This is a genomic window from Salinibacterium xinjiangense (assembly GCF_014645015.1).
GTDB lineage: Bacteria > Actinomycetota > Actinomycetes > Actinomycetales > Microbacteriaceae > Rhodoglobus > Rhodoglobus xinjiangensis.
On record NZ_BMLC01000001.1, the window covers coordinates 718,027 to 738,329 of the forward strand.

16 protein-coding genes are annotated in these 20,303 nt (G+C 63.9%); 4 read left to right on the forward strand and 12 right to left on the reverse strand.

The annotated features are described in order from the left end of the window. Positions 1 to 7 precede the first annotated feature (7 nt). From dapC to IEW81_RS03395, 3 genes are read right to left on the reverse strand one after another with little or no spacing between them, the layout of a single operon-like run. Positions 8 to 1,099: a succinyldiaminopimelate transaminase gene (dapC, locus tag IEW81_RS03385; RefSeq protein ID WP_097060502.1), complete on the reverse strand. Its 1,092-nt coding sequence runs from the start codon at positions 1,097 to 1,099 to the stop codon at positions 8 to 10. Further along, a complete protein-coding gene (gene fdxA, locus IEW81_RS03390; protein WP_097060501.1) occupies positions 1,096 to 1,425 on the reverse strand; it encodes a ferredoxin in 330 nt (109 codons plus the stop codon). The genes dapC and fdxA overlap by 4 nt, the downstream gene beginning before the upstream one ends. Beyond that, positions 1,422 to 2,588 (reverse strand): PIG-L family deacetylase, encoded by a 1,167-nt coding sequence (locus IEW81_RS03395; RefSeq protein ID WP_097060500.1) that lies wholly within the window; start codon positions 2,586 to 2,588, stop codon positions 1,422 to 1,424. The genes fdxA and IEW81_RS03395 overlap by 4 nt, the downstream gene beginning before the upstream one ends. Positions 2,589 to 2,688: 100 nt before the next feature. On the opposite strand from IEW81_RS03395, the gene efeU reads away from it, so the two are divergent. Genes efeU through efeB form a run of 3 tightly spaced genes read left to right on the forward strand, consistent with a single transcriptional unit; the run spans position 2,689 to position 6,155 of the window. Then, entirely contained in the window at positions 2,689 to 3,567 is an 879-nt protein-coding gene (gene efeU, locus IEW81_RS03400; protein ID WP_097060499.1) for an iron uptake transporter permease EfeU, read from the forward strand. Positions 3,568 to 3,611: 44 nt separating this feature from the next. Further along, complete coding sequence (efeO, locus tag IEW81_RS03405) at positions 3,612 to 4,826, forward strand: iron uptake system protein EfeO (protein ID WP_097060498.1); 1,215 nt, start codon at positions 3,612 to 3,614, stop codon at positions 4,824 to 4,826. A gap of 36 nt (positions 4,827 to 4,862) precedes the next feature. Continuing rightward, on the forward strand, positions 4,863 to 6,155 hold the full coding sequence (efeB, locus tag IEW81_RS03410; protein WP_373285366.1) for an iron uptake transporter deferrochelatase/peroxidase subunit: 1,293 nt from the start codon (positions 4,863 to 4,865) through the stop codon (positions 6,153 to 6,155). A 599-nt stretch (positions 6,156 to 6,754) separates the two neighbouring features. Here efeB and IEW81_RS03415 read toward each other — a convergent pair. The 3 genes from IEW81_RS03415 to IEW81_RS03425 all read right to left on the reverse strand — a co-directional run bounded on the left by IEW81_RS03415 (position 6,755) and on the right by IEW81_RS03425 (position 10,949). Further along, on the reverse strand, positions 6,755 to 7,207 hold the full coding sequence (locus tag IEW81_RS03415) for a hypothetical protein (RefSeq protein WP_143544656.1): 453 nt from the start codon (positions 7,205 to 7,207) through the stop codon (positions 6,755 to 6,757). A gap of 108 nt (positions 7,208 to 7,315) precedes the next feature. After that, positions 7,316 to 9,235: a translational GTPase TypA gene (gene typA, locus IEW81_RS03420; RefSeq protein ID WP_097060495.1), complete on the reverse strand. Its 1,920-nt coding sequence runs from the start codon at positions 9,233 to 9,235 to the stop codon at positions 7,316 to 7,318. Positions 9,236 to 9,248: 13 nt separating this feature from the next. Beyond that, positions 9,249 to 10,949 carry a dipeptide ABC transporter ATP-binding protein gene (locus tag IEW81_RS03425; RefSeq protein ID WP_097060494.1) on the reverse strand — a complete coding sequence of 567 codons (1,701 nt, stop codon included), beginning with the start codon at positions 10,947 to 10,949 and terminating at the stop codon, positions 9,249 to 9,251. Positions 10,950 to 10,999: 50 nt separating this feature from the next. Between IEW81_RS03425 and IEW81_RS03430 the strand changes: the two genes are divergently transcribed. Beyond that, complete coding sequence (locus tag IEW81_RS03430; protein ID WP_097060493.1) at positions 11,000 to 11,599, forward strand: PH domain-containing protein; 600 nt, start codon at positions 11,000 to 11,002, stop codon at positions 11,597 to 11,599. Positions 11,600 to 11,607: 8 nt separating this feature from the next. Here IEW81_RS03430 and IEW81_RS03435 read toward each other — a convergent pair whose 3' ends face one another. The 6 genes from IEW81_RS03435 to IEW81_RS03460 form a co-directional block, all read right to left on the reverse strand. Beyond that, entirely contained in the window at positions 11,608 to 12,810 is a 1,203-nt protein-coding gene (locus IEW81_RS03435; protein WP_097060492.1) for an ABC transporter permease, read from the reverse strand. Beyond that, entirely contained in the window at positions 12,810 to 14,342 is a 1,533-nt protein-coding gene (locus tag IEW81_RS03440; protein ID WP_097060491.1) for an ABC transporter permease, read from the reverse strand. The genes IEW81_RS03435 and IEW81_RS03440 overlap by 1 nt, the downstream gene beginning before the upstream one ends. A gap of 105 nt (positions 14,343 to 14,447) precedes the next feature. Next, entirely contained in the window at positions 14,448 to 16,253 is a 1,806-nt protein-coding gene (locus IEW81_RS03445; protein ID WP_229671217.1) for an ABC transporter family substrate-binding protein, read from the reverse strand. A 273-nt stretch (positions 16,254 to 16,526) separates the two neighbouring features. Further along, positions 16,527 to 18,284, reverse strand: coding sequence for a dipeptide ABC transporter ATP-binding protein (locus tag IEW81_RS03450; protein ID WP_097060490.1), 1,758 nt, complete (start codon positions 18,282 to 18,284; stop codon positions 16,527 to 16,529). Continuing rightward, positions 18,281 to 19,243 carry an ABC transporter permease gene (locus IEW81_RS03455; RefSeq protein ID WP_097060489.1) on the reverse strand — a complete coding sequence of 321 codons (963 nt, stop codon included), beginning with the start codon at positions 19,241 to 19,243 and terminating at the stop codon, positions 18,281 to 18,283. Before IEW81_RS03455 ends, IEW81_RS03450 begins: the two co-directional genes overlap by 4 nt. After that, the gene (locus IEW81_RS03460; RefSeq protein WP_097060488.1) at positions 19,233 to 20,162 is read right to left on the reverse strand and encodes an ABC transporter permease; all 930 of its coding nucleotides are present in this window, start codon (positions 20,160 to 20,162) and stop codon (positions 19,233 to 19,235) included. Before IEW81_RS03460 ends, IEW81_RS03455 begins: the two co-directional genes overlap by 11 nt. Between the last annotated feature and the right edge of the window lie 141 nt (positions 20,163 to 20,303).

Here is a 20,303-nt window from a genome sequence, read left to right on the forward strand (position 1 = left end):
AGATATTCTACAGGGCCAATCGAGCGATAGCGGTGTCGATGTCTGGATCCGTGGCCGTCAGGGCAATGCGTACGTGTTGCGCCGGTTTCTCATTGTAGAAGGAGCCGGGGACCACCAGAATGCCGAGCTCGGCGAATTCGGCGACGGATGCCCAGGAATCCTGCCCCTTCGTCGCCCAGAGGTACAGCCCGCCCTCGCTGTGGTCGACCGTGTATCCGGCGGCCTCGACAGCCGGCCGCAACCGTGCGCGGCGGGCGCGATACAACTCGCGCTGGACCGCCACGTGCTCTTCGTCTTCGAGGGCGGCAATCATGGCCTGCTGCACCGGTGCTGGAGGGATGAGCCCGAGGTGCTTGCGCACGGCAAGCAGTTCGCCGATAACCCTGCTGCATCCCGCAGCGAAAGCCGCACGGTAGCCCGCGAGGTTGGACTGCTTGCTCAACGAATAGACAGCGAGCACGTTCCTGCGGTCGTCGCCGATCACACGGGGATCGAGGATCGACGGTGTACCGGACTCGGATTCCCAGCTCAACTCGGCGTAGCATTCGTCACCCGCGATGACCGCACCCAGCTCGCGCGCCCGAGTGACGGCCGCTCGCAGCTCGTCCACGGACAGAACTCGGCCGTCAGGGTTGCCGGGGCTGTTCACCCAGACGAGCCTGGTGTTCTCAGGCCACTCTGCCGGATCGTCTGAGGCCACGACCGTTGCCCCGACGACGGCGGCTCCGATGGCGTAGGTCGGATAGGCGATCGCGGGCTGGACGACGACGTCCCCCTTGCCGAGCCCGAGAAGCATAGGCATGAGGGCGATCAGCTCCTTGGAGCCGATAGTCGGGAGCACATTGCCCACCGAGAGGCCGCTTACTCCCCTGCGACGCTCGAACCACTCGACGATCGCTTCACGAAGCGCTGGCGTGCCCATCGTCTGCGGGTACGCGTGCGCGTCTGTCGCTGCGGCCAGTGCGTTCCTGACCACGTCCGGGGTCGCATCCACCGGGGAACCGATCGAGAGGTCGACCATTCCGCCCGAATGCGCTTTCGCACGCTCGTTGTAGGGCGTGAGGGAATCCCACGGAAAGTCGGGAAGCTCGAGGCTCATTCTGACGAGCCGCCACCTTCGGGCAGCGCTGCGATGAGTTCGTGATCCTTGTGAATGACGCCGACCTTGGCGGCTCCACCGGGCGAGCCGACGTCGTCGAAGAATTCGACGTTCGCTTTGTAGTACGCCGCCCACTTGTCTGGCAGGTCGTCTTCGTAGTAGATGGCTTCGACCGGGCAGACCGGCTCGCAGGCGCCGCAGTCGACGCATTCGTCCGGATGGATGTACAACATCCGGTCGCCTTCATAGATGCAGTCGACCGGGCATTCGTCGATACAGGCGCGGTCCTTGAGATCGACGCAGGGCTGGGCGATGACGTACGTCACAGGAGATCAGAACCTTTCGAAGCAGAGGCTCCAATATTACCGCGTTTGAGACTGGGAACCGGTCGCGTGAACCGCGGCCACGACAGCACGACTGCGGCGATGATCACGGGAGCGTAGGTCCACGTGTATCCGGCGGGGTTGGCGGGCACCAGCACGCTGCCACCGGACGTCTGGATGGCAAGGAGCGCCGACGCCCCGAGCAGGCCGATTGCGGCGCAACCGGCGACGATCCGGGTCTCGAAGACGATGCGGAGCCCGGCGAGGATCGCGGCAGTCACGATCACGGCCGTGATGATGCCCCAGGGGATCACCAGCGGCCCCACGGCGACGCTCGCCTGGTGGGCCGCAGTCAGGGTCGCTCCAGCGAAGGCACCGAGCAGGGCGGCCACCACGAGCGCAGATACCCGGCTCACGAGGCTCTGGTCGTGGAATCCAGAAGCGCCGGCGGGATGCACCCTGGTGTACGTCTCCGTCGCGGCGATGGGGCGCGGCCCGCCGGATGACAGCGAGAACCGGTCGCCGTCGAGCGTGACCTGGGTTCGGTGAGCCGCGAGCGCTGCACGTTTGCGCTCGAGCACAGGCTGCGCATCCACCCGGAATGGGCCCGGCTTCGAACCGGGGCTGTCGACCACATAGAACGGCACCCCGACGACTTCGGCTGCGGCACGGGTCGCATCGTGGGCCCTCACATGATCAGGATGCCCGTAGCCGCCATCTGCGGCATAACTCACCACGACGTCGGGCTCTCGGTCGATGATCACGGTCGCGATGTCTGCCGCAACGTCACCCAACTCGGCCGCGGACAGGGATTCAGGGTCCATGGGGTGCAGCGCCTGCGCGCCGTTCGCGCCCCACTGCATACCGGAGTCGAGGTAGCGGCGAGGAGGCCGCGCCTCCCAGCGGGCACCGTCGAGCCCCAGTAACAGGTGGTCCGTGACGCCGAGTGCGGCAAGGGCATCCCCCAGCTCCCGCTCGCGCTCGGAAGCCAGCCCGACTCCGGAGAGGTGCTGCAGTTCTGATGGGATGATCTCACCCCGTTCGCCGCGCGTGCACGTGAGCACGGTCACGATGGCACCACGCTCGACAAGGGTGGCGATGGCGGCACCGGTGGCGATCGTCTCGTCATCCGGGTGGGCGTGTACGAACAGCACTCGCTCAGGCATGCATCTCCCTCATTCATCCGACTAGACAGGATACGCACAGGTGGGTATCGTCTAATTTGTTAGGTAAGGCTTACCAATACTCCTCCATCGAAAGCTGCCCGTGCTCTCTAACTTCCTGATCGGCCTCCGCGAAGGCCTCGAGGCCGGTCTCATCGTCGGCATCCTTGTGGCCTACCTCAATAAGATCAACCGCCGCGACGTCCTGCCGCGACTGTGGATGGGCATCGGAGCGGCCATCGCGATCTCCCTGCTGACCGGCGCCATCCTGACCTGGGGCCCATACGGCCTGAGCTTCCAGGGCAAAGAGATCCTCGGGGGCAGCCTCTCGATTATCGCGGTCTCCCTCGTCACCTGGATGATCTTCTGGATGGGCCGGCACGCCCGCAACCTCAAGGGCGAACTGCAGTCGAAGCTCGACGCCGCGGTGATGGGTGCGGGCCTGGGCATCATCGTGGTCGGCTTCGCCAGTGTCGCTCGCGAGGGCGTCGAGACGGCGCTGTTCATCTGGGCGAGCGTGAATTCGGGCTCGAAGGCGGCGCTCGGCACGACCGCAGCGCTCGTGGGCATCCTGGTGTCGGTCGTGATCGCGTATCTGATCTTCCGGGGACTCGTACGCATCAACCTCTCCCGCTTCTTCACCTGGACTGGCCTGTTCCTGATCATCGTCGCCGCCGGTGTGCTCGCCTACGGCATCGGTGACCTGCAGGAGGCCGGAATGATCCCCGGCAACGACCAGATCGCGTTCAGCCTTGCTGCGATCATCCCGCCGTCCAGCTGGTACGGCACGGTGCTCGGCGGGCTCTTCAACTTCACGCCAGAACCCACCTGGGCCAGGGTCATCGTCTGGCTCGCGTATGTCGCCGTGGTCACCCCGCTGTTCCTGCGCATCGTTGGCGCAGGCCGAGCGACCACTACGGCGGTCGCGCCAAAACTCGATATCAGCACAGCGTCTCCCGTCGCCGCCAACAGCCACGGCTGACGCCACCTCACCTCTGCCAGCACCCCAGACCCAGGAGCGCAGCCATGCCCCAACGACTAATCATCGGCGCCGCCGGAGCCGCGGCCCTCGCCCTCGCCCTCTCGGGTTGCGTACCCAACAGTGCGGCATCGACAACGGCGTTGACGGTGGATGTCACGGACGACACGTGTGTCGTGTCCGAAACCACCGCGGCCGCCGGGGCCATCCCGTTCTCGATCACGAACGCCGGCACCGGAGTCAACGAGTTCTACATCTACGCGGAGGACAAGCTCCGCATCGTCGGCGAGAAAGAGAACATCACTCCTGGCCAGTCCGTCTCACTGGTCGCCCAGCTCGATCCAGGCACCTACTACACGGCGTGCAGGTTCGAGCGAGCAGGTTCACCCATCGGGCTGGCCGAGTTCACCGTGACCGGCGAAGCCGCGCTCGGCACCGGGGCGCAGCAGGAACAGTCCGAGCAGGCCGTCACAAACTACATCGCCTACATCAAGCAGCAGGTCGCCGAGCTGACGCCCCGGGTCACGGCCTTCGCTGGCGCCTATGCAGCCAACGATGACGAGACCGCCCGCTCCCTCTTCGCGAGCGCTCGGCTCTCCTACGAGCGCATCGAGCCGACGGCCGAGGCTTTCGGCGACCTCGACCCCAAAATCGATTACCGCGAAGTGGATGCCGTCGCCGAGGGCATCGACTGGACTGGCTTCCACCGCATGGAGAAAGACCTGTGGGTTCCGGGCGCTTCAGACCTGAATTCAGACGGTCAGCCGGCGCTCGTCGACTGGGCGCCGTCCACGCCCGTCGAGCGCCAGCAGTTCGCCGACGGGCTCGTCGAGAACGTGAAGGAGCTGTCAGCCCTGGTCAATGCCGATGACTTCTCGGTGAGCGTGGCCGACATCAGCAACGGTGCCATCGCCCTGCTCGACGAGGTGGCCGTCGGCAAGATCTCCGGCGAGGAGGACTGGTGGTCGCACACCGACCTCTTCGACCTCTACGGCAATGTCGAGGGCGCCGAGGTGGCCTTCGGCACCGTGAGGGGTATCGCGACCACGAGCGACGCCGAAGGCGCAGCCCTCGCCGACGACATCGAGACCGAGTTCGCCGCATTGAAAACGTTGCTCGGCACCTACGGCAGCATCGATTCCGGATTCACCAGCTACGACACCGTCACCAGCGCGCAGCGCAAAGACATCTCCGACCAGGTCAATGCCTTGGCAGAGCCACTGTCGAAGCTCACGCACACCGTGCTCGGCATCGCCGACTGACCCGACGCGCCGGCCCGCGAGAAGACGATGAGACAGATGAACGAGCCACCGGTGGGGAAGCCCGAGCGCGCGCGCACGGGACTGTCGCGCCGCGGGCTCTTCGGGCTGGCGGGAGCCGGTGTCGCCGGGGTGGCGATCGGTGGGGCATCCGTCGGCGCAGTGGTGAGCGGCGGCGGCGCTACCAATGCCGCGGGAGTCTCGACCGCGTACCCGTTCTTCGGAGCGCACCAGGCCGGCATCACCACGCCGGCGCAGGACAGGCTGCATTTCGCGGCGTTCGATCTCTCGGCGACGACCTCTCGAGACGACCTCATCGCGCTGCTCAAGGACTGGTCGTTCGCGGCGGCCCGCATGACCCAGGGCCAGGATGTCAGCGAATCCGGTGCCGTGAATGGCTCCCCGCTCGCCCCGCCAGACGACACGGGCGAGGCGCTCAACCTGCCCGCGAGCGGCCTGACGATCACGATCGGGTTCGGCCCCACGCTCTTCACCACCGACGATGGTGTGGACCGCTTCGGAATCGCGAGCAAGAAGCCCGCGCTGCTGGCCAGCCTCCCCCGCTTCTCCGGGGACGCCCTGAAGCCCGGAAACGGCGGTGGCGACTTGTGCATCCAGGCCTGCGCCGACGATCCCCAGGTCGCGGTACACGCCATCCGAAACCTCACCCGCATCGCGTTCGGTCGCGCATCCATCCGCTGGTCGCAACTGGGGTTCGGCCGCACCTCGTCGACCTCGACGTCACAGGTGACGCCGCGAAACCTGTTCGGCTTCAAGGATGGAACGGCCAATATCAAGGCCGAAGACCCCATGACCGTCAACGACCAGGTCTGGGTCGGTACCGACGACGCAGCCTGGCTCGCCGGCGGCAGCTATCTCGTGACACGCAAGATCCGCATGATCATCGAAGCGTGGGATCGCGTCATGCTCGGAGAGCAGGAGAAGGTGATCGGCCGCAGCAAGGGCGAGGGGGCGCCGCTCTCCGGCGGCACCGAGTTCTCTCCGGTCGACCTCGAGGCAGAGGGCGCCGCAGGCCAGCCGCTCATCGATTCGAACGCACACGTCAGGCTCGCGCACTCGTCGATGACGAAGGGTTCGCAGTTGCTGCGCCGCGGCTACAATTTCGTCGATGGCAATGACGAGTTGGGACGGCTGGATGCCGGACTCTTCTTCATCTCGTTCCAGCGCTCTCCACAGCAGTTCATCGACGTCCAGTCGAGTCTGAGCCGCGATGCGCTCAATGAGTACGTCAAGCACGTGAGCTCCGGTGTCTTCGCGATACCGCCGGGCGCCGCATCCGGCAGCTACGTCGGCGCGACCCTCTTTGGCTGAGGCGGATTCTCGTCAGCGGCGCCGGTGTCCTCTCTCGCCGCCACGCGCATCCGTCGCCGCCGGTGTTCCTCACTCCTGCTGCAGCCGAGTTAACCGGGCGTCATCCGGGGTGGCAGCATGCCGAACGCCCGAGTTGCAGGAGTCATGACGGTGCGCACGCCGTAACGGTCACACGTGGCCGCGCACCGCTGTCCTCCGCCCGACACCAAATGCTGTCCTCCGCCCGACACCAAATGCTGTCCTCCGCCCCGATACCAAATGCTTGCTCCCGCCCGGATACCAAATGCTTGCTCCCGCCCGGATACCAAATGAAGGAGATTTCTGCGTGGAGGGCGCGAGTTCCGCGCCAGCGGTTCCCGGATGCAGGAATCGCCTTCATTCGGTGGATCGGACCGTGCGGGTCGAGTCGTGCGGGCAGAGTCGAGACGAGCCAAGCAGACCGAGCAGACCGAGCAGACCGAGCAGACCGAGCGACCACGAGCACGAGCACGAGCCTGGGCACGAGCCTTGGCGTGGGCGTGATGCCCGTCGCGGCCTCCGCTGACCACGCGGCCCGGGTGCGGTCTCGAGCGACCGCCGGGTATCGGGTGCGGCTGCCCCTACGGCGCTAGGGCGGTCGTGGTGACGGTGTAGTTCACGGTGACGCCACCCTCGGTGGCCACGACCACGGCGACGGTGTACCTGTCGTTCGTGAAGGTGCCGAGCGACCCGGTTTCGGTGGTGCCACCGCCGATCTCATTCTGAGTGAATCCCGCATCGGTCAGTTGCGCGGCAACAGCATCGAAGATCGCGGGGTCGGTGGATTTGATCGTGACGTTCCAGACCTGGTCGTTACCGGTCTTGAAGCCAGCCCCGGACTGGATCTCGCTATCCACCAAAGGAATGTCGCCCGGGAAGTCCTTCGGCAGTGATGCCCCGTCGAGGTTGACGTCACCACCCGTTGCCTGTTCGATGATCGATTCGACGGGGTTGAGGGAACAGCCGATGAGCACCGGGGCGATCGCGAGCACGACGATGATCGCGAGGGGTGCGCGCACGCTGGAGAGTTTCACGGCCACATCGTAGCGGGCCGCAGGTGTGCCGGAACGGTGGATCTCCGGGAAAAACCACGATAGCTCGCCTGGCGCCCTGGCGCCCGGCGAGCTATCGACAGGTGGTTGCTAGGCGTTCTGCTTTTTGCGCTGCGAGTAGGCGCGAGCACGGGCGCTCGAGTCGAGCTCGACCTTGCGGATACGGATCACCTCGGGGGTGACCTCGACGCACTCGTCTTCGCGGGCGAACTCGAGGCATTCCTCGAGGGTGAGCTTGCGCGACGGGGTCATGCGCTCGAACGTGTCAGACGTCGACTGGCGCATGTTGGTGAGCTGCTTCTCCTTGGTGATGTTCACGTCCATGTCGTCTGCACGCGAGTTCTCACCGACGACCATGCCCTCGTAGACCTCCTGGGTCGGCTCCACGAAGAACGACATGCGCTCCTGCAGGGCTGTCATGGCGAACGGAGTCGCGGCACCGGAGCGGTCGGCGACGATCGAGCCGTTGGTGCGGGTCTCGATGGCGCCAGCCCACGGCTCATAGCCGTGCGAGATCGCGTTGGCGATTCCGGTACCACGGGTGATCGTCAGGAACTCGGTGCGGAATCCGATGAGCCCTCGCGACGGCACAATGAACTCCATGCGTACCCAGCCAGTGCCGTGGTTCGTCATGGTCTCCATGCGACCCTTGCGCGAGGCGAGAAGCTGAGTGATCGCACCGAGGTGCTCCTCAGGCGAGTCGATGGTGAGGTGCTCGAACGGCTCGTTGAGCTTTCCATCGATGTGCTTCGTGACCACCTGCGGCTTGCCGACGGTGAGCTCGTAGCCTTCGCGACGCATCTGCTCGACCAGGATGGCGAGCGCGAGCTCACCACGGCCCTGGATCTCCCAGGCGTCGGGGCGACCGATATCGACGAGCTTGATGGAGACGTTACCGACGAGTTCGCGGTCCAGGCGATCCTTGACCATGCGGGCCGTGAGCTTGTGCCCCTTGACCTTGCCGATGATCGGGGAGGTGTTCGTACCGATCGTCATCGAGATGGCGGGATCGTCGACCTTGATGGTCGGCAGCGGGCGAACGTCATCCGGGTCGGCGAGGGTCTCACCGATGGTGATGTCTTCGAAGCCTGCGACGGCAACGATGTCACCCGGGCCGGCGGATTCAGTCGGGAAGCGGTCGAGCGCCTTGGTGATGAGCAGCTCGGTGACGCGCACGTTGTGAACGCTGCCGTCGTGCTTGACCCAGGCGACGGTCTGGCCCTTCTTGATGGTGCCGTTGAAGACACGCAGGAGCGCGAGACGGCCGAGGAACGGCGAGGCGTCGAGGTTGGTGACGTGCGCCTGCAGCGGGTGCTCGTCATCGTAGGTCGGAGCCGGGATGTGCTTGATGATGGCGTCGAACAGCGGTTCGAGGTCTTCGTTGTCTGGCAGTGAGCCGTTCTCCGGGCGGTTCCAGCTAGCGGCACCGTTCCGGCCCGAAGCGTAGACGACGGGAACGTCGAGCACGGCATCCAGGTCGAGGTCAGGGAAGTCGTCGTGCATGTCGCTGGCGAGACCGAGGAGCAGGTCCTGGCTCTCGGTGACGACCTCGTCGATGCGCGCATCGGGGCGGTCGGTCTTGTTCACTAGCAGGATGACGGGCAGCTTGGCCTCGAGCGCCTTGCGCAGCACGAAGCGCGTCTGGGGCAGCGGCCCCTCGCTCGCGTCGACGAGCAGCACGACACCGTCGACCATGGACAGGCCGCGCTCGACCTCTCCACCGAAGTCGGCGTGGCCCGGGGTGTCGATCACGTTGATGATGATCGGTCCGCCGTCGCCGTTGGCAGCAGCATGGATGCCGTTGTACGAGATCGCCGTGTTCTTGGCGAGGATCGTGATGCCCTTTTCGCGTTCGAGGTCGTTCGAGTCCATCGCACGCTCCTCGAGGTGAGCATGCGCAGCGAACGAGTTGGTCTGCCTGAGCATCGCGTCCACAAGGGTGGTCTTGCCGTGGTCGACGTGGGCGACGATCGCCACGTTGCGCAGGTCTGAGCGTGTGGCGATTGCCATGAGCGTGTTCCTTCTAGTTCTGGCCTTCTGAGGCCTTGGAGGCTGCGCGAGTCTCACGCCGCTCACGCTGAGCGAGCGGATCCGGCAGCGGCACGGCAGCGATGAGTCGCTGTGTGTAAGGGTCTTTGGGGTGTCGCAGGATCTCATCTCGAGTTCCCTGCTCCACAAGTCTACCGCGATGCATGACCGCGATCCTGTGCGCGAGAATATCGACCACCGCCAGGTCATGGCTGACGAAGAGGCAGGCGAACTGGAGTTGCTGCTGCAACTCCTGCAGCAGGTCGAGGAACCTGGCCTGCACCGAGACATCGAGGGCACTCGTCGGCTCGTCGGCGACGAGCAGTTCGGGAGTCAGCGCGAGTGCCCTGGCGATACCCACGCGCTGGCGCTGGCCACCACTCAACTCGTGCGGATACCGGTTGCGGTAGCTCGTCGGCAGTTCGACGGAGCTCAACAGCTCCTGTACCCGCCGATCGAGGTCTTTGCCCCTGGCCTCGCCCGCCAGCAGCAGGGGTTCACCGATCGACTGCCCAATGGGCATCCGGGGATTCAGGCTCGACCCCGGGTCCTGGAAGACGATTCCGGTCTTCTGGCGCAGGGGACGGAGGTCTTTCTGGCTCGCGTTCGAGATGTCGTAGCCGACCACCGTCAGCTTTCCCTCGGCGATCGGCAGCAGGCCCACGGATGCCCGCCCGAGCGTGGTCTTGCCCGATCCGGACTCCCCAACCAGGCCGACGATCTCGCCGGGAAAGATCTCGAGGTTGATGTTCTCAGCAGCCCGGAAAGCCGGAACCCGGCCCCGTTTCGGGTATTCAATGGAGACGTTCTCGAACTTCAGCACGGCCGTCCGCGTGTCTGTACGAGCCTTCGTCACGCGCAGGGAGCTTTCGACGGTTGCGGCGCCCAGATGAGGAACGGCGGCGAGCAGGGACTTCGTGTATTCGGCGGTAGGCCGGGTGAACACGTCGATGACGGTCCCCGTCTCGACGGCAAGCCCATCCTTCATCACCATGATGTGGTCGGCGAGGTCGGCCACGACGCCCATGTCGTGGGTGATCAGGATGATCGCACTATCGAGTCGCGTGCGCAGGCTGCGCAGCAGATCCAGGATCTCCGCCTGCACCGTCACGTCGAGAGCAGTCGTCGGCTCGTCCGCGATCAGCAGCACGGGGTCGCACGAGATCGACTGGGCGATCATGGCGCGCTGCCGCTGGCCGCCCGACAACTGGTGGGGGTACTTGTTGAACGCGATCGGCGGATCCGGCATTTCGACCTTGGTGAGAAGGTCGATCGCTCGATCCTTCGCCTCGGTAGGCGTGAGGTCGAAGTGGGAGCGCAGGGCCTCCATGATCTGGAAACCGATCGTGTAGACCGGGTTCAGTGCCGTCATCGGCTCCTGGAAGATGACAGCAACCTGGTTGCCTCGCACCTGTCTGAGTTCGCGCTCGGGGATTCCCCGCAGTTCTTTGCCCAGGAGTTTGATCGACCCGGTGACCTTGGCGTTGGCCGGCAGCAGGCCGAGCAGCGCCATCGAGCTCGAGCTCTTGCCCGAGCCTGACTCGCCGACGATGGCGAGCACCTCGCCGCGCTTGACTGAGTAGTTCAGGTCGATCGCGGCTGGGTAGAAGGTTCCATCGACCCAGAAATCGACGCCGAGGCCAGTGACCTCGAGAACCGTTTCGGAGGTGGGTGTGGTCGGTGCGCTCGTTGCCATCAGCTGACGTTCCCTGCAGTTGAGTGAAGGCGATCTGCGAAGCTGGAGGCATGCGTTTCGCCCCAACTTCTTTTCGCCCGGTGTTCGGTCGAGTACTGAGTGTCATCGTGGCGGTCATCGTCGCGTTCGGCCTGGCCGGCTTCATCGTCGCCGGTGATTACGAGGGCCTGGTGCGCTACGGCTGGGGCATGCTGCTGCTGGTCGTCGTGGTGTACGCGCTGTTCTGGCGACCCAGTCTCGACGTCGCCGAGCACGCAATCACGGTTCGCAACGTCTTCAGCACCATCACGGTGCCATGGCCGGCGATCCAGCGCATCGACACGAAGTACGCGCTCACGCTCTACACGACCGGTGGCACGATCTCGGCCTGGGCGAGCCCGGCCCCTAATCGCTATGCCTCTCACAACGCTGCGGCATCGGATGCCCGGCTCGCCTCGAACGGAACGGGCGCTGTTCGACCCGGCGACCTGCTGTCCACGGGAAGTGGTGCTGCTGCCTTCGTCATCCGCCGCCATTGGGGGGAACTTCGTGACGACGGCCTGCTCGATGCGGGCTACGAAGACGGGAGCGTGCGCCGCGACATCCACTGGCCGACGATCATCGCGATGGCCACGTTGGCCGTCGCGACGGTGCTCGGGATTGCGCTTTAGCGCGGGCATCAGCTGTCGCCCCTCGGGGGGCGATCATCGGCGTTGGGCTTGTCGGCGCTGTAGCCCCGCGTTCCGGGCCCGCCGCCCTGCATACCCGCACCGCGGGACGACACGACAGCTGCCGCGCGGTTGAGGTCTCCGCCCGCGGCCGGAGCAGCGTCAGGCTTTCCGCCATCGGGGCCGAGTCGTTTCGCCCTCGCCAGTGCCCTGTCGGTCGGCATGCGCCGCTGACGAGGGTCGAACGCATCGCGAAGACCGTCGCCGATGAAGTTGATGCACAGGGCGATGGCGATGATGAACAGACCTGGCCACCAGAACAGCCAGGGTCGGGTCGAGAACGCCGCCTGGTTCTCGCTGATGATCTTGCCGAGCGAGGTGTCTGGCGCCTGCACCCCGTAGCCGAGGAAGCTGAGTCCGGTCTCGATCAGTATCGCCGCGGCCATCAGCAGCGTCGAGTTGACGATGATGACGCCAATGGCGTTGGGCAGGATGTGGCGGAAGATGATCCGCGCATCGCGGGCGCCTGCCACGCGGGCGGCATCCACGAACTCACGCTCGCGCAGGGACAGGAACTCTCCTCGAACGAGTCGAGCGAGCCCCGTCCAGAGCACCAGGCCGAGGATGAGTGCGAGCACCGGAGCACCGGCGATGCCGAAGCGTCGTCCGAGAACCGCGCCGATCACGATCACGGGGATCGTGATGATGATGTCGGTGAAGCGCATCAGCACCGCGTCGGTCGCACCACGATAGAAGCCGGATACGGCTCCGACCACCGTTCCGATGATGGTGGCGATTCCGCCCACGATCACCATGATCATCAACGACTGCTGGGTGCCCCGCATGACGACGGCGAAGATGTCCCGACCGACTTCGTCCTGTCCGAACGGGTGGTTGCCGAAGGTGAAGGGGAAGAGCGAGATCGTCGGTCGCCCGCCATTCTCCACCGCGACCGCGATGTTCCAGGTGAACTGCCACCAGCCGCCTGGTTTGAAGCTGCCGAATTGGGGCCCGACCGAGCTGAAGGCCAGCACGATGATGAACAGCAACACGAACATTGCGACCAGGGCTCCGCGGTGGCGGAAGAACCGCTTGCGAACGATCTGGCCCTGGCTGAGGCCGGCGATGTCTTTGAGTTCGATCGAGGATTCGTCGTCGGTGACGCCTGGCGCCTGATGGCCGGGCTGCTGCACCGGAGGTTCGAGGCTAGTCATCAGGACACCCGGATTCGTGGGTCGAGCCCCGCATACACAAGGTCTGCGAGCAGGTTGAACAGGATTGCGAGCCCGCCGGTCACGAGGAAGAAGGCCATCACGGGGTTCGGATCCACCTTGTCGAGGCCGTTCTGGAACAGTTGGCCCATTCCGACGAAGCCGAACACTCTTTCCGTGATCACCGCACCACCGATGATGCCGCCGATGTCGAACGCGACGATCGTGGCGATCGGGATGAGTGCGTTGCGAAAGGCGTGGCGCACCACGACCGTGCGCTCAGTGAGCCCCTTCGCGCGAGCCGTGCGGATGTAGTCCTGGTTCATCACTTCGAGCAGGCTCGCTCGCGAGTACCGCGTGTAACTCGCGAAGGAGATCAGGATCAGGGCGATGGTCGGCAGCAGCAGGTGGGTGAAAAGGTCGACGCCCTGCACCCAGAGGGAACCTTCAAGACCGGGGGTGGATGATCCGACCGTAGCGATCGGCCGCCCCTTGATGCGTCCGGAGTTCGCGTACTGGTTCCACACGAACATAAAGCGGTCGAGTGCAATGAGCCCGGCCACCAGGAATCCGGTGATCGCCGCGGTGCGGGCCACAGGCAATCGATCAGAACCCCCGAACAACCAGCCGATTCCGAAGCTCACTCCGATCGTGAGCAGCGCGATCAGCGCCAGTCCCCATAGCTCGAGGCCGAACGAGAAGCCGTAGAGGAATGGGAAGTAGATGGCGATGCCGACGCCTGCAACGGCAAGGGAGGCATACAGCGCCCGCCTCCGTTTCAATCCGGTCGAGATCAGCGTGACCCCGATGGCAACCCCGATCGAGGAGATGATGATCCCGACGAATCCGATGTGGGGGGTCGAGAACCAGTCGCTCAGGTCCATATAGAACAGAATGCCCGCGGTCGCGACGGCCGCAATGCCGAACGTGAGCAGCTTCTGCAGCCCTTTCCTCGGGATGATCGACATCCAGATCAATCCCGAGATGACCGCGATTATCGGGATGATCCAGTATTCGATCTTCGGATCGGCGAGGAAGTCGTTGAAGCCGATGGCGATGTACTGCTTCAGGAGGACGGCGACCCAGAAGATCGGCAGCGAGAAGAACAGGAACGAGATGAAGGTCACGCCGTAGTCGTAGCCGCTGTACTGGCGAAGCGCGGTGGTGATACCGACGGTGATGCCGAGGACGATGGCGACGATACTGGCGATCGTGACGAGCTGCAGCGTCGAACCGGCCGCCTGCGCCAGCAACACAGCTACGGGCTGGTTCTGCACGGTGACACCGAGGTCACACTGCCCGATGAAGCACTTGCCCACACCAGCGAGCCAGATGAAGTATCTGAGGAATGGCGGAACGTCGAGATTGAGCAACTGAGTGCGGGCCTCGATGAGTTGCGCCTTGTTGGGTGCGGTGCTGACTCGCAGGTCCTCGAGGGGGTCACCCGACAACGCCGTCAGGATGTACATGAGATAGGTCGCTGCGAGAAGAATGAAAATCGACGCGATGAGGCGCCTGACGACGAATGTTGCCACGAGCGTGACCTGCCTTAATGCGTCTTCCAGAATGGCGGGCGCTGGGACCTTTCGGTCCCAGCGCCCAGAATTAGCTAACGGTAACGAATGATCGAGTCTTCTCGATTATTCGCTGACCGGGCTCCATTCCCAAACGTTCCAGAAAATCGTCGGCGAGAGCGTCGACGGAGCGATGTTCGCGATCTTCGTCTGGTCGAACGCGGTCACCGCAGGGAACTGGAAGATCGTGACGCCATAGAAGTCCTCCCACAGCAGCTTGTCGATCTTCTTTTGGATCTCAATCTGCTTGTCGAGGTCGAACTCCTTACCCAACTGATCTGTCAGCTTGTCCATGTCAGGGTTGCTGTAAAAGTTGAGGTTGTTGATTCCCTTCGAGTTGAAGGTGGGGGGCGGGCCGTTCGTCACCCCTAGGCTCGTCGACTGCCATCCGAACAGCGATGCGTCGTAGGCACTGGGGGTGCCCAGCAGGCCTCCCCAGTCTGGGCTCGAGCAGTCTGTGACGTTGAAGCCGGCCAGGGCTCCGGACTGCTGGATCAGCAGGAACTCGTTTGCACGGCGAGGGTTCGTCGACGAGAAGAGCATGCAGACCTCGGGGTTGGTCACGCCGGCCTCGGCAAGCAGTGCCGTTGCGCCGGCGATGTCGACGTCAGCGTAGTCAGCAGAACCGTTGGCTTTGGCGGAGTCGTCGTAGCCCTCTGCTCCGGGAAGGAAGACCTGCGAGTCACGGGTGACGGCATCTGCCTGGATCGGGACGATGAGCTTGTCGACGATCTCCTGGCGCGGGATGACCTTCATGAACGCCTCACGGATGAGGGGGTTGTTGAAGTGTCCGCTCTTCGACTGGTCGAACTGGAGGTCGATGTGCTCGTAAGTGCCCTCGTAGCCACCCACCACGGTCACGTCGAGTGCTGCAAGAGCATCAGACACGTCGGCCGTAGCCTGTGGCGAGATGACCTGCACTTCACCGTTCTGCAGCGCTTGAACGGCCGCGAGCGGGTCGGTGATGAATCTCACCGTGATCTCGGCAACCTGCGGCTTGTGGTCGCCGACGTAATTCTCGTTGGCAGTCAGGGTGATGTACTGGTCGGCCACGAAGTTCGTGATCGTGTACGGTCCGTTGCTGACGACCAGGCTCGTGTCACTGGGCATCTCGGTGAAGTTGAAGCCGGTGTTCCAGAAATTGGCGATCTTCGCCATCGACGCTGCGTCGTTGTCGGTGATGGCCGCCACGAGGGCGTCTTTCGCTTCCTGCGGGTCTTCGATTCCGAGGGCCTGCTGCGCCACGACGTGGGCGGGAAGCCCTGCGGTGGTGAAGGAGAGTTCCCAGTCGACGAACGGGGCGTCCCAGGTCATCGTGATCGACTTCTTGTCGTCACTGACCTCGGGCAGCTTACTCACGAGGCCGGGTCCCGTTGTCGGGTCAGCGCCCGAGTCGAAGAAGACGACGTCGGTTGGGAAGTCGGGAGTGAACTCACCGGTATCGGGGTTGGTGAACTGGGTGGAGTCGAAATCGGGCGTGTTCTCAGCACCCGAAAGCGAGACCCAGTTGAGCAGGAGGTCGGCAGCGTCGACGGCAGTGCCATCAGACCATTTCACGCCGTCAGCGATCGTGTATTTGACGACCAGCGGGTCGTCAGAGACCTTCTCATACGTTCCGAAGGACGTGTCCTGGATGAGCTTTGGCGTGTCGTCGTAGAAGTTGAACCGCGAGTTCGTGGAATACGTGATGTTGGCGTTCGCCGTCGCATTACCGAACGAAGTCAGGTCGTTGTACGAGTAGAACGGCTGGTTCCACGCCACCGACAACGATGAACCCTCGACGATCTCCGACTGCGGTGCTGCGCAGCCCGAGAGGACGAGAGCACCGACGGCGACCGTGGCAGCTGCTGCTGCGAATCGTCTGATTCTCAATTTTCCTCCTGTGCAAGATGAGCGACCGCCGCGACAAGACAGAGCGCGGCAGTGCGCCTGATGTTCACACCCTAAAGGGGGCAGACCACGGTCAACAAGGTTGGCGAGAAACGTTACACATTGGTAACGAGAGGCGAAACAATTCGGAGCGGGCACCATATTTGTGCACGAATTTCCCGACAAACGCACAATTCATGCGTACACTGCGCGCTGTACGCTCATCCCGCGCAGTAATCACCCGCTACGAACCCGCGGGTAAGGAGCGCGCAACGATCAGGCCCCGAGCTTTATACCCGCTCCAGGGATAGCCGCGAGCAACTCCTGTGTGTACTGCTCGCGAGGGTTGTCGAAGACTTCACTGGTGGAGGCCGCCTCGACGATCTTCCCCTTTCGCATCACGCAAACGTTGTCGGCGATCAGGCGCACAACGGCGAGGTCATGAGTGATGAAGAGGTAGGTCAGATCGAGCTCAGACTGCAGCTCCCCCAGCAGCGCGAGGATCTGCGCCTGCACGAGCACGTCGAGCGCCGACACTGCCTCGTCGAGCACGACGATATCCGGTTTGAGCGCAAGGGCCCTCGCGATCGCAACGCGCTGGCGCTGTCCGCCCGAGAGCTCGTTGGGGTAGCGATCGACGAGCTGTTTCGGCAACGAAACCTGATCGAGCAACTCGAGCACGCGGGCTCGCTGCTCGTGGCGATCGCCCACGCGGTGAGCGCGCAACGGCTCCGCGATGGTCGCGCCGATGTTGTACAGCGGGTCGAGGGATCCGAATGGGTCCTGAAACACGGGCTGCATGCGGCGTCTGAGCGCGAGCAGGTCTTTGCCTCGCGTGTCTGCCAGGTCGCGACCATCGACGACGATGCGGCCAGAGGTGGGCTCATCCAGTTTGAGCACGAGTCGTGCCACCGTGGATTTGCCAGAGCCCGACTCCCCCACCAAGGCGGTGGTCGTGCCTTTCGCTATCGAGAAAGAAACGGAGTCGACCGCGGTGAACGGCTCGCTGCGCAGTTTTCCCGAGCTGATCTGGAACACCTTGGTCAGGTTCTCGACCTGCACGGCGGGCGGTGCGGTCAGCGACTTTTTCGCTCGCGCGGCGCGATCCTCGGCCGTTGCCACCAGGTCGACATCGACGCCGTCGTCGCCGCGAAGATCTGCGCCGGAGACAGACGTCGAGCTGTGCTGCAATCGTTGAGACGCAAGGCTCGGTGCCGCTGCGACGAGTCGCTTCGTGTAGGGATGCTGCGGATTCTGCAGCAACTCGATCGAGGGCCCTGCCTCGACGACGCGACCCTTGTACATCACGACGAGCTTCTGGGCGCGCTCCGCAGCCAGGCCGAGGTCGTGCGTGATGAACAGCACGGACGTTCCGCTCTCGGCGGTGAGCTTGGCGAGGTGATCCAGGATGACGCGCTGCACTGTCACGTCGAGTGCTGAGGTGGGTTCATCCGCGATAAGGAGTTTCGGCGTCGACGAGAGCCCGATGCCGATGAGCACGCGCTGGCGCATTCCCCCAGAGAACTGGTGGGGATACTGGCGCATGCGCTCGGCGGCATCGCTGAGCCCGGCCTGCTCGAGCACAGCAATGGCTTTGGCCCTGGCGTCCTGGCCGCGAGTGGCCTTCCCGTTGGCAACGAGCGTCTCTTCGACCTGGAAGCCGATGCGCCAGACCGGGTTGAGATTCGACATCGGATCCTGTGGCACGAAACCGATCTGTTTGCCACGCACCTTCTGCAGCTCTTTCTCGGAGAGCGTGGTCAGGTCGACACCGTCGAACAGGATGCTGCCACCGGTGATCTGCGCAGACCCGGGCAGCAGCTTGATGACCGACAGGGCCGTCGTCGTCTTGCCCGAACCCGACTCACCGACGATGGCCAGCGTCTCGCCCTGGAGCAGGGTGAGGCTGACACCGTTGACGGCCGGAACCATTCCGCCCTGGGTGGCGAAGGCCACCTGCAGGTCGCGGATCTCGAGTAACGGTGCACCGATCCGGTGCTGGTCCATCGGGTCGGTGAGAATTGGCTGGCTCATCGACGGGCCCTCGCTTTCGGGTCTAGCGCATCTCGAATCACTTCACCCATGACCACGAACGCAAGCACCGTGCTGGTCAGGGCGATCGATGGCCATACGAGCGTCATCGGGTTGTTCCGTAGGTCGCGCTGCGCGGTGCTGATGTCGTTACCCCACGACATGACCGACGGCGGCAGGCCGACGCCGAGGAACGACAGCGTGGCCTCAGCCACGATCGCGCCTGCGAGGCCGATCGTCGTGACCACGATCACAGGGGCGATGGAGTTGGGAAGAACGTGACGCCAGAGAATGGTCAGCCTGCCGACACCGAGCGCGGTCGCCGAGGTTACATAGTCGGCGTTCTTCACCGAGAGCACCTGCCCACGAAGAATGCGCGCCGTTCCCGGCCAGGAGAATGCTCCGATCGCCAGTGCGATGACGAAGACGTTACGGTACTGCACGAACACCGACATGATGACGACCGCGGCCAGGAAGTACGGGATGGCGAAGAAGATGTCGCCGATGCGGGACAGGATCGCGTCGACCCACCGACCGAAGAATCCGCCAAGCGCTCCGAAGATCACACCGATGGACGTGTTGATGACGGTTGCGACGATACCCACCGTCAGGGAAGTGGATGTTCCGAAGATGATCCGCGCATACACGTCACACCCCTGCTTGGTCGTCCCGAGGATGTGGGCTGCCGATGCGCCGTTATTGCTCAGCCCAAGATCACACAGTCGTGGATCGATCTGCGTGAAGAGGCCGGGGAAGACGGAGACGACGATCACCAGGACGATGAAGACTCCTGAGATCCAGAACAGCGGGCGACGCCGGGCATCGCGCCAGGCGTCGATGTAGAGATTGCTCGGTTTCGAGTCTTCAGCGACGCTGTCGGTTGCCTGGAGCGGCGTCTCGTCGAGCGACGCGACGAAATGCGTTTCGCTGAGCGGCGACGGAGAACTTTGGTTACTTTCCATAACGGATCCTTGGATCGAGGAACGCGTACAGGATGTCAACCAGGAGATTGGAGATCAGGTACACAATCACGAATACGGTCACGAACGACACGACCGTGGGCGCCTCGCTGAGGAGAATCGCCTTGAAGAGGGTATTTCCCACGCCGGGCACGTTGAAGATTCCCTCGGTGACCGTCGCACCCACGATAAGCAGGCCGAAATCGGTTCCGATAAGTGTCACCACGGGAATAAGAGAATTTCGAAGCACGTGGACGCGGATGATGCGTGGCCGGCTGAGCCCCTTTGCCGTCGCCGTACGCACGAAGTCCGCATCGAGATTCTCGATCACCGACGTACGCGTGAGCCTGATCACGTTGGCCACCACGAAAAACGCCAGGACGAAGGCCGGAAGGATCAGTTCGCTGAACGGGGCCTCACCGCTCACCGTCGTGCGGGCCCACCCGAGCTGGATCGCGAAGACGAACTGGGCCAGGAATGCCAGCACGAAGATCGGCATGGAGATCAGCACGAGCGAGAAGAGCAGGGACACGGTGTCGAAGGCACCGTTCTTGCGCAATCCAGCGATAAGTCCGATCAGGATTCCGGCGACCGCCTCGATGACGATCGCGATGATGGCGAGCCTGAATGTGACCGGAAGGGTTCGAGCCAGAATCTCAGAGACCGGTTGGCCCGAGAACGTCGTGCCGAGGTTCCCGGTGAAAATGCCCTGAAGGTAATAGAAGTACTGCACGATGAAGGGCTCATCGAGGTGGTACCGGGATCGGATCGCGTCGGCCACAGCCGGGTTGAGACCGCGGTCGCCACCGAGCGCAGCGATCGGGTCCCCGGGCAAAGCAAAAACCATGAAATAAATCAGCAGTGTCGCCCCGAGGAACACCGGGATGACCTGGAGAACACGCCGGAGTATGTACCAGACCATCGCTCTAGTCTTCTACCTTTGCGAGGATTCGCACAATTGACACAAGAGTCTCCTTCAGAAGTGTCCGGGTCTGGACATGCCCGGGGCGGCGGCTGTGTGCCGCCGCCCCGGGTGCCGGGTTCACCCGGCCCGTGCAGGTTG

Bases quoted from the DNA above. Each gene is read 5' to 3' on its own strand.
- dapC (WP_097060502.1), bottom strand. From the start codon at position 1,099: ATGAGCCTCGAGCTTCCCGACTTTCCGTGGGATTCCCTCACGCCCTAC.
- IEW81_RS03395 (WP_097060500.1), bottom strand. From the start codon at position 2,588: ATGCCTGAGCGAGTGCTGTTCGTACACGCCCACCCGGATGACGAGACG.
- efeO (WP_097060498.1), top strand. From the start codon at position 3,612: ATGCCCCAACGACTAATCATCGGCGCCGCCGGAGCCGCGGCCCTCGCC.
- efeB (WP_373285366.1), top strand. From the start codon at position 4,863: ATGAACGAGCCACCGGTGGGGAAGCCCGAGCGCGCGCGCACGGGACTG.
- typA (WP_097060495.1), bottom strand. From the start codon at position 9,235: ATGGCAATCGCCACACGCTCAGACCTGCGCAACGTGGCGATCGTCGCC.
- IEW81_RS03425 (WP_097060494.1), bottom strand. From the start codon at position 10,949: ATGGCAACGAGCGCACCGACCACACCCACCTCCGAAACGGTTCTCGAG.
- IEW81_RS03430 (WP_097060493.1), top strand. From the start codon at position 11,000: ATGCGTTTCGCCCCAACTTCTTTTCGCCCGGTGTTCGGTCGAGTACTG.
- IEW81_RS03435 (WP_097060492.1), bottom strand. From the start codon at position 12,810: ATGACTAGCCTCGAACCTCCGGTGCAGCAGCCCGGCCATCAGGCGCCA.
- IEW81_RS03450 (WP_097060490.1), bottom strand. From the start codon at position 18,284: ATGAGCCAGCCAATTCTCACCGACCCGATGGACCAGCACCGGATCGGT.
- IEW81_RS03455 (WP_097060489.1), bottom strand. From the start codon at position 19,243: ATGGAAAGTAACCAAAGTTCTCCGTCGCCGCTCAGCGAAACGCATTTC.
- IEW81_RS03460 (WP_097060488.1), bottom strand. From the start codon at position 20,162: ATGGTCTGGTACATACTCCGGCGTGTTCTCCAGGTCATCCCGGTGTTC.